We start from the raw sequence: 6,020 nt of genomic DNA, 5'->3' as shown, positions 1-6,020 counted from the left end.
CGACCTGGGTCAGATGCAGTTCGAGGATGCCGCCGTCGATATGGATCACCAGGTCGTGTGGTGCGCGGCAGTCTTCGACACGGATTGCGATGGGGCCGGGAACCGGACCGTCGAACGGTTCGATGGTCAGGTTGCCATTGCCGCCGGTGACCTTGCCGAACCAGCGATCCAATTGCCGGCGTTCGGCACAGGCGGACCATACGTCGAGCGCGGGCATGCGGAACGACCGCAGAAAGTGCAGTAGTACCCGGCCCTCCTCGATCGCCCGATCGTGTTCGGGTCGTACCTCGCCGAGCATGGACATCGTGGTCATAGCCGTGCCCTTTCGCCGCTGGTCACCGTATGTCCACTGTATTTCCCCGGTGGCGCCGCCGAATCGGATTCACCGGAAGTCGGCTACCGCGTGTCGGATCGGTCGGCGCCACCGGGATAGATCTCAGGCCGCGATGAATCGTGCGCAATCGAATTCGTTGTTCAGCACACCCTGTCGGAAGGCATCGAACTCATCCTGATCGAAGAGTAGCTCCACGCCATCGATCGGCTGGGGAATGGCGGCACGGAAAACATATCCGCCGTCGCGGCGCGATATCGCCAGATAGCGATCCTCGACGCGACCCGCCCGCACTCCGGCCTGGAAAACGTCGAACTGCTCGTCGGTGAAGATGAGAATTTCGTTGTCGGGCAACGACATTCCGGGCGTGTATCGCTCGTCGGCGAGCTTGTCGTCCCAGACCGCAGTCCACCCGTTCTTACGTGCGATGCGCACGCAATTCTGGTTGGGCGAGCTGAAGGTCGCCTTGCGGAATTCGGCGACGGTGAAGGTGGGCTGCGTCATTGCATGTCCTTTCAACGGGTAGAGCAGGAGTCGCACGGGGTTGGCAGACCCGTTGCTGGTCCTTTAAGGCTTATAGCCAACGGCGGCGAAATTACACGGCCGCGCCGTATCTCCCCGGTCGACCGGTTGGTCCGGGCGCCAGTCCGGTGCGTAGGCGATACCGGGTTCGACCAGGTCCATGCCGTCGAAGAGCGCGGCGAACTGGGCGCGGGTGCGCAAGGACACCGGATCGGAGGTCTCGTCATAGAGTGCGGCGGCCGCAGCCATTTGCTGCTTGATCTCCGGACCGGCGTCGTCCAGGGACACGTGGGTCATCGCGGCATAGCTGCCAGAGGGGAGCCGGTCGCGTAGTCGCGCCATCAACTCGTGCGGCTGGTCGGTGTCGGGGACGAACGGCCAGACGCTGACGATCAAGAGACCGAGCGGCTGCCCGAAGTCGATCAGCCGCCGAGTATCCGGATGGTCCAGAATCAGGTCGGGATAACGCAGATCGGCCTCGACGATGGCGGTGTTGTCGAGGGCATCGCCGTGCAGCAGGAGGTCGTGGGCGCGATTGACCGCCTCCAGATCGTTGTCGACATAGACCACCCGCGAATCCGGCGCGGATTCCCTCGCGACCTCGTGCGTGTTGCCGACGGTGGGGAGTCCGGAACCGATATCGAGGAATTGCCGGATGCCCTGCTCCACCATGAATCGTGTTGCGCGGCGCAGGAATCCGCGGTTGTGATGCGCCCACACATCGAGGAATGGAAGTATTTCGAACAGTCGCTCACCGAAGATCTTGTCGACCTCGAAGACGGCTTCCCCGGACAGGTAGTAGTGGTACATGCGAGCGGCGGATGGTCGGCTCGCATCAATTTCACGGGGCTCGAAGTCGGCGGGCATCCGGGTGCTCCTGATTCGTCAAGTATTGGTGAATGTCTTGCGGCGGAACGATCGTGCGACATGCTCGATGAATTTGCGGGAGTCCGCGGCGCCGAGAGCGGCGGCACTGAGCCGGGACCATACGGTTTCGCGGGCGGCCACCGCGGGTTTGTCATCGATGTAGCGGATATCGCCCTGGCTCTCCACGATCGCCATCTCGAGGTCACCCGCCGCGCCCGGCGACGGCACCCGGACCAGGGTGTACCGGTCCTCCATCCCCGCCCCGCGGGTGGTGACGGTGAATGGCAGGACCTGGATCAGGATGTTCGTCCGTCTGGACAGATTCGATAGATGTTCGAGTTGTTCGAGCATCACCTCGCGACCGCCGTATTCGCGGCGCAGACAGGATTCGGACAGGATCGCGCGGAATTCCGGCGGGTCCGCCTCGGTCAGAACCTGTTGCCGGGCCAGCCGCGCCTGCACCGATTCCTCGACGGTGACGCGGTCGGCCGCGACCGGAGTAACCGGTTCGTGCAATGCGCGAATGTAGGACTCGCACTGGACGAGTCCCGGCATGATCTCCGCCTCGGCGGTGCGCAACAGACTGGCATGCGCCTCCAGATCGACGAGCAGTCGCAGGTCCTCGACGTAGGCGCGGCGATGGCCGGTGGTCCAGAAGCCACGCTTGTGGTTGTCGCGGCGCAGTTCCTTGAGCGTCTCGATGTAACCCGGATCGGTGAAACCCAGCGTGGTCGTGAGGAGTTCGAGATCGCCGACGCTGATGGCGCCGACTCCGTTGATCAGCTGATTGATTCGGCTCTGGGTCGACTCGATGATTTTGCCGGCCTCGGTCTGGCTGACACCCGCGGTGCGGACCATATGCTCGATCTCGCGTCCCAGCAACAATTTTCGCGCGGTCCGTAATCGAGTTCCCATGGCTCCCCAGCGTATCGTCCGACGCTACTCATCCGATTCACTTCCTGGAGCGTGATAATCACGCTAGCATTAGCACACCAAAGATATCACGGCACGCCGAGGCAGTGGGTGTCATCGAGGACAGTCCCCTGCGTCGCGGTTTGAGGGGGCGTCGGATGACGACAGCCACGAACGATCGTCGGATGGTGCGAAATGCCCAGTAGCGCAGAGACAACCGCGCAGCGCTGTCGGCACTACCAACGCGATCTGGGACTGCCCGCGGTGATCATGCCCGAGACCGAGACACGAATCATCGTGCAGACCGGACTTGTCAGCGCGGTGATGATGCCCTCGAGGCTGGCAACGGAAGTCGTCGCGGAGCAGCAAGGGCCTTTGGGGCCGGTGATAGAGCATCCGGCGTCGCGGCGCTGGACTTTTCTGACCGGACCGTCCGGACCGTGTCCGGAGAGTCTGACGCCCGCGCTGCTGCGCTGGAATATCGGCGTCGCGTCGAAATACATTGTGCTGCCGTCTCCGGCTGACGAGCGGCGCGGTTTTCGGCGCTGGATCCACGAGCCGCACAACAGGTTTCGGCCGTCGATGCGAGAAATTCTGGAAGCGGTGCTGAGGTTGCGGCGATAACGGTTCCAGCGGGCGCGCGGTACTCGCCGATACGAGGGGTCGGCGAGTGACGCGCGGTCCCGAACGGTTAGCGGGTGACGAGTTTGGTGGCGGCGGATTCGATTCGGGATTCGTCGAGGAGGACGGTAGTGGCGGCCGGGCCCAGGGGGATGAAGGAGTCTTCGCTGGTTACGCGGGTTACCGGGCCGTTGAAACCGGCGTCGATCAGAGCTGTGCAGAGGGATTCGGAGACGCCGCCCGTGTGGCGGGTTTCGTCGGCGATGAGGACTCGGCCGGTGGCGCGGGCGTGGTCGAGTAAGTCGTCGAGGGGGAGCGGGGAGAGCCAGCGGAGGTCGAGAACGCGGGCTCGGATGCCACGAGACGAGAGGCGTTGGGCTACACGCAGACTCATGGGGACGCCATTGGCGAAGGTGACGATGGTGAGGTCGTCGCCGTCGCCGTAGATGCGGGCGTGGCCGATGGCGATGTGGTCGGTATCGGAAGGTGTTGCAAGCCAGGCATTATCGCCGGGGTGGTGCAGGTCGCGGGTGTGGTAGAGGGCAATGGGCTCGAGATAGACGCAGATGCGGCCGTCCACGCGGGCGGCGGAGACGCAGGTGCGCAGCATGGCGGCGGCATCATCGGCGCGAGCGGGGGAGGCGATGATCAAGCCCGGGATATCACGCAGTGCCGCAACGGAATTGTCGTTGTGGAAGTGGCCGCCGAACCCTTTCTGATAGCCATAACCGGCGATGCGTACGACCATCGGATTCCGGTATTGCCCCTGGGAGAAGTACGACAGTGTGGCGGCTTCTCCGCGCAACTGGTCCGCGGCGTTGTGCACATAGGCGAGATACTGGATCTCCGGAATCGGCACGAATCCGGCGAGCCCGGCACCCAGCGCCGTGCCCAGCACGCTCTGTTCGTCGAGCAGCGTATCGAAGACCCGGCGCACCCCGAACTGCTTCTGCAGCCCCTTGGTGACGCCGTATACGCCACCCTTGCGGCCGACATCCTCGCCGAATACCAGGACGTCGTTGTCCCGGTCGAGCAGCGCGGCGAGCGTCTGATTGATCGCCTGCGCCAATGTCACCGAATCACCTTGTCCAACTGTGTGTTCTCGACGCACCACATCGGCCTGAACCAGGTCCGGATGCGGCGCGGCCAACGGTGCCATCACCGCAGCGGCCGAAGTCAATTTCGGTTCGTGACAAACCAATTCGGCCATGGCAGCGACTCGTCCGCCGATTTCGTCGTAGCGTGCGATGACTTCGGTCGGGGTGGCGACACCCGAGGTGACCAGGAGGCGGCCGGTTGTAATCACCGGGTCGCGGCGCAGGTCGGCGGCGATATCGGTGGGGCTGCGGTAGGCGGATTCGACATCGGATCCGGCGTGGCCCATGAGTCGTACGGTGCTCAGGTGGAGAAAGGCGGGCCTGCGGTGTTCGCGCACCCAGTCGACCACCTGGGTCGCGGTTGTCGCAGCATCGAGGAGATCGCAGCCGTCCGCGTCGAAATACTGCAGCCCGAGGCGGATGCCGTAGGACTGTTCGATCCAGCCGGGCGGGGTCGGGACGCTGATGCCGATGCCATTGTCCTCGCATACGAACAGCAGCGGCAGTGGAACCCCTTGCCGTGCAGTGTGAATCGCGGCATTGATGGCGCCGGCGGCGGTGGAGTGATTGGCCGATGCATCGCCGAAACTGCAGAGCACTACTGAATCCGAGGGCCATTCGCAGGCGACACCGAGCCGTGCCGCGCGCTCGATCGCGAAGGCGAGTCCGACGGCGCGCGGCAGATGTGATGCGATGGTGGAGGTCTGCGGGATCACCGCGGCCGGCTTGCTGCCGAAAACCTTGTGTCGGCCGCCGGATATCGGTTCGGCGGCCGCCGCGACCACGCCGAGCAGCACATCCCGGATCGGGTCGAGACCGGGCACCTGCCTGGCCCGATGCACGAAGAATGCCCCGGAGCGGTAGTGCAGCAGCGCCGGATCGGTCGGGCGCAGGGCCGCCGCCACCGCCGCATTGCCCTCGTGTCCTGATGACCCGATGCTGTAATAGCCGCGCTTGGCGCTGCCCAACCGGCGCGCCGCGAGATCGAGATGCCTACTGGTCGCCTGTGATTCGAACAGGTCCAGGCACTGGGCTCCGGTGAGCCCGGCACCCTCGAGCGGCTGTTCGACAGGACGGCTCGGCCGCGGTTCCAGCGCCGATAGCTCGGCCCGGAACCGCTCCTCGAGGTCGACTCGCTGTTCGGTCACGAAGTGATCATCTCCGACGAACGCTGCTTCGGGGACCTGATTTCGGCGCTATTTCCGAAAGTATTCTGATCACCGCGGTAGTTGCGAGAAACTTCTCCGAGTACCCCGGTGCCGAATCGCGGATTTATCGGCCGCAGTCAGAATGGTGGACGCCTTCAGCCCGACTGCTCGGTCTCCTCGATCGTCCGCCGCAGCAGATCGCGAGCGGCATCGAGCTCAACGGCCCGACGATCCAACTCCGCCAGCCGATCCCGCAGCGCGGGCAATACGCCAGGACAGGCCCGCAACGCACCGTCGTCGACAGCGCACGGCAGCAACTGCCCGATCACCCGGGTCGAGAGTCCCGCCGCGAGCAATGCGCGAATCTGCCCGACACGCCGCTCGGCATCCGCGTCGTACTCGCGATACCCATTGTGGCGGCGTTCGGCCGACAGCAACCCGACCCGCTCGTAGTACCGCAGCAGCCGCTCACTGGTGCCGGTAAGGCTGGCCAGCTCACCGATCAGCATGATTTGACCTTCC

7 protein-coding genes are annotated in these 6,020 nt (G+C 64.5%); 1 reads left to right on the top strand and 6 read right to left on the bottom strand.

From position 1 onward, the window contains the following. From ON44_RS19415 to ON44_RS19400, 4 genes are all read right to left on the bottom strand, one after another. A partial coding sequence (locus tag ON44_RS19415) for an SRPBCC family protein (RefSeq protein WP_040692042.1) occupies positions 1-313 on the bottom strand: 313 nt, incomplete at its 3' end. Positions 314-436: 123 nt separating this feature from the next. Next, positions 437-835 (bottom strand): DUF397 domain-containing protein, encoded by a 399-nt coding sequence (locus ON44_RS19410; RefSeq protein ID WP_040692041.1) that lies wholly within the window; start codon positions 833-835, stop codon positions 437-439. 63 nt (positions 836-898) lie between these two features. Continuing rightward, positions 899-1,720, bottom strand: coding sequence for an SAM-dependent methyltransferase (locus ON44_RS19405; protein ID WP_040692040.1), 822 nt, complete (start codon positions 1,718-1,720; stop codon positions 899-901). 18 nt (positions 1,721-1,738) lie between these two features. After that, on the bottom strand, positions 1,739-2,635 hold the full coding sequence (locus ON44_RS19400; RefSeq protein WP_040692039.1) for a DUF5753 domain-containing protein: 897 nt from the start codon (positions 2,633-2,635) through the stop codon (positions 1,739-1,741). Positions 2,636-2,827: 192 nt separating this feature from the next. Here ON44_RS19400 and ON44_RS19395 point away from each other — a divergent pair, with 192 nt between their 5' ends. Further along, positions 2,828-3,256, top strand: a complete 429-nt coding sequence (locus ON44_RS19395) for a hypothetical protein (RefSeq protein ID WP_040692038.1) — start codon at positions 2,828-2,830, stop codon at positions 3,254-3,256. 67 nt (positions 3,257-3,323) lie between these two features. On the opposite strand, the gene ON44_RS19390 is transcribed toward ON44_RS19395, so the two are convergent. After that, complete coding sequence (locus tag ON44_RS19390; RefSeq protein WP_040692037.1) at positions 3,324-5,498, bottom strand: thiamine pyrophosphate-dependent enzyme; 2,175 nt, start codon at positions 5,496-5,498, stop codon at positions 3,324-3,326. Between the two features lie 155 nt (positions 5,499-5,653). Continuing rightward, positions 5,654-6,007 carry a MerR family transcriptional regulator gene (locus ON44_RS19385; protein ID WP_040692036.1) on the bottom strand — a complete coding sequence of 118 codons (354 nt, stop codon included), beginning with the start codon at positions 6,005-6,007 and terminating at the stop codon, positions 5,654-5,656. Positions 6,008-6,020: the final 13 nt, after the last annotated feature.

The sequence above is a fragment of the Nocardia vinacea NBRC 16497 genome (assembly GCF_000308835.1).
Taxonomy (GTDB): domain Bacteria; phylum Actinomycetota; class Actinomycetes; order Mycobacteriales; family Mycobacteriaceae; genus Nocardia; species Nocardia vinacea.
The sequence above is the reverse complement of the archived record's forward strand: the minus strand, read 5'-3'. Positions and strand labels throughout refer to the sequence as shown.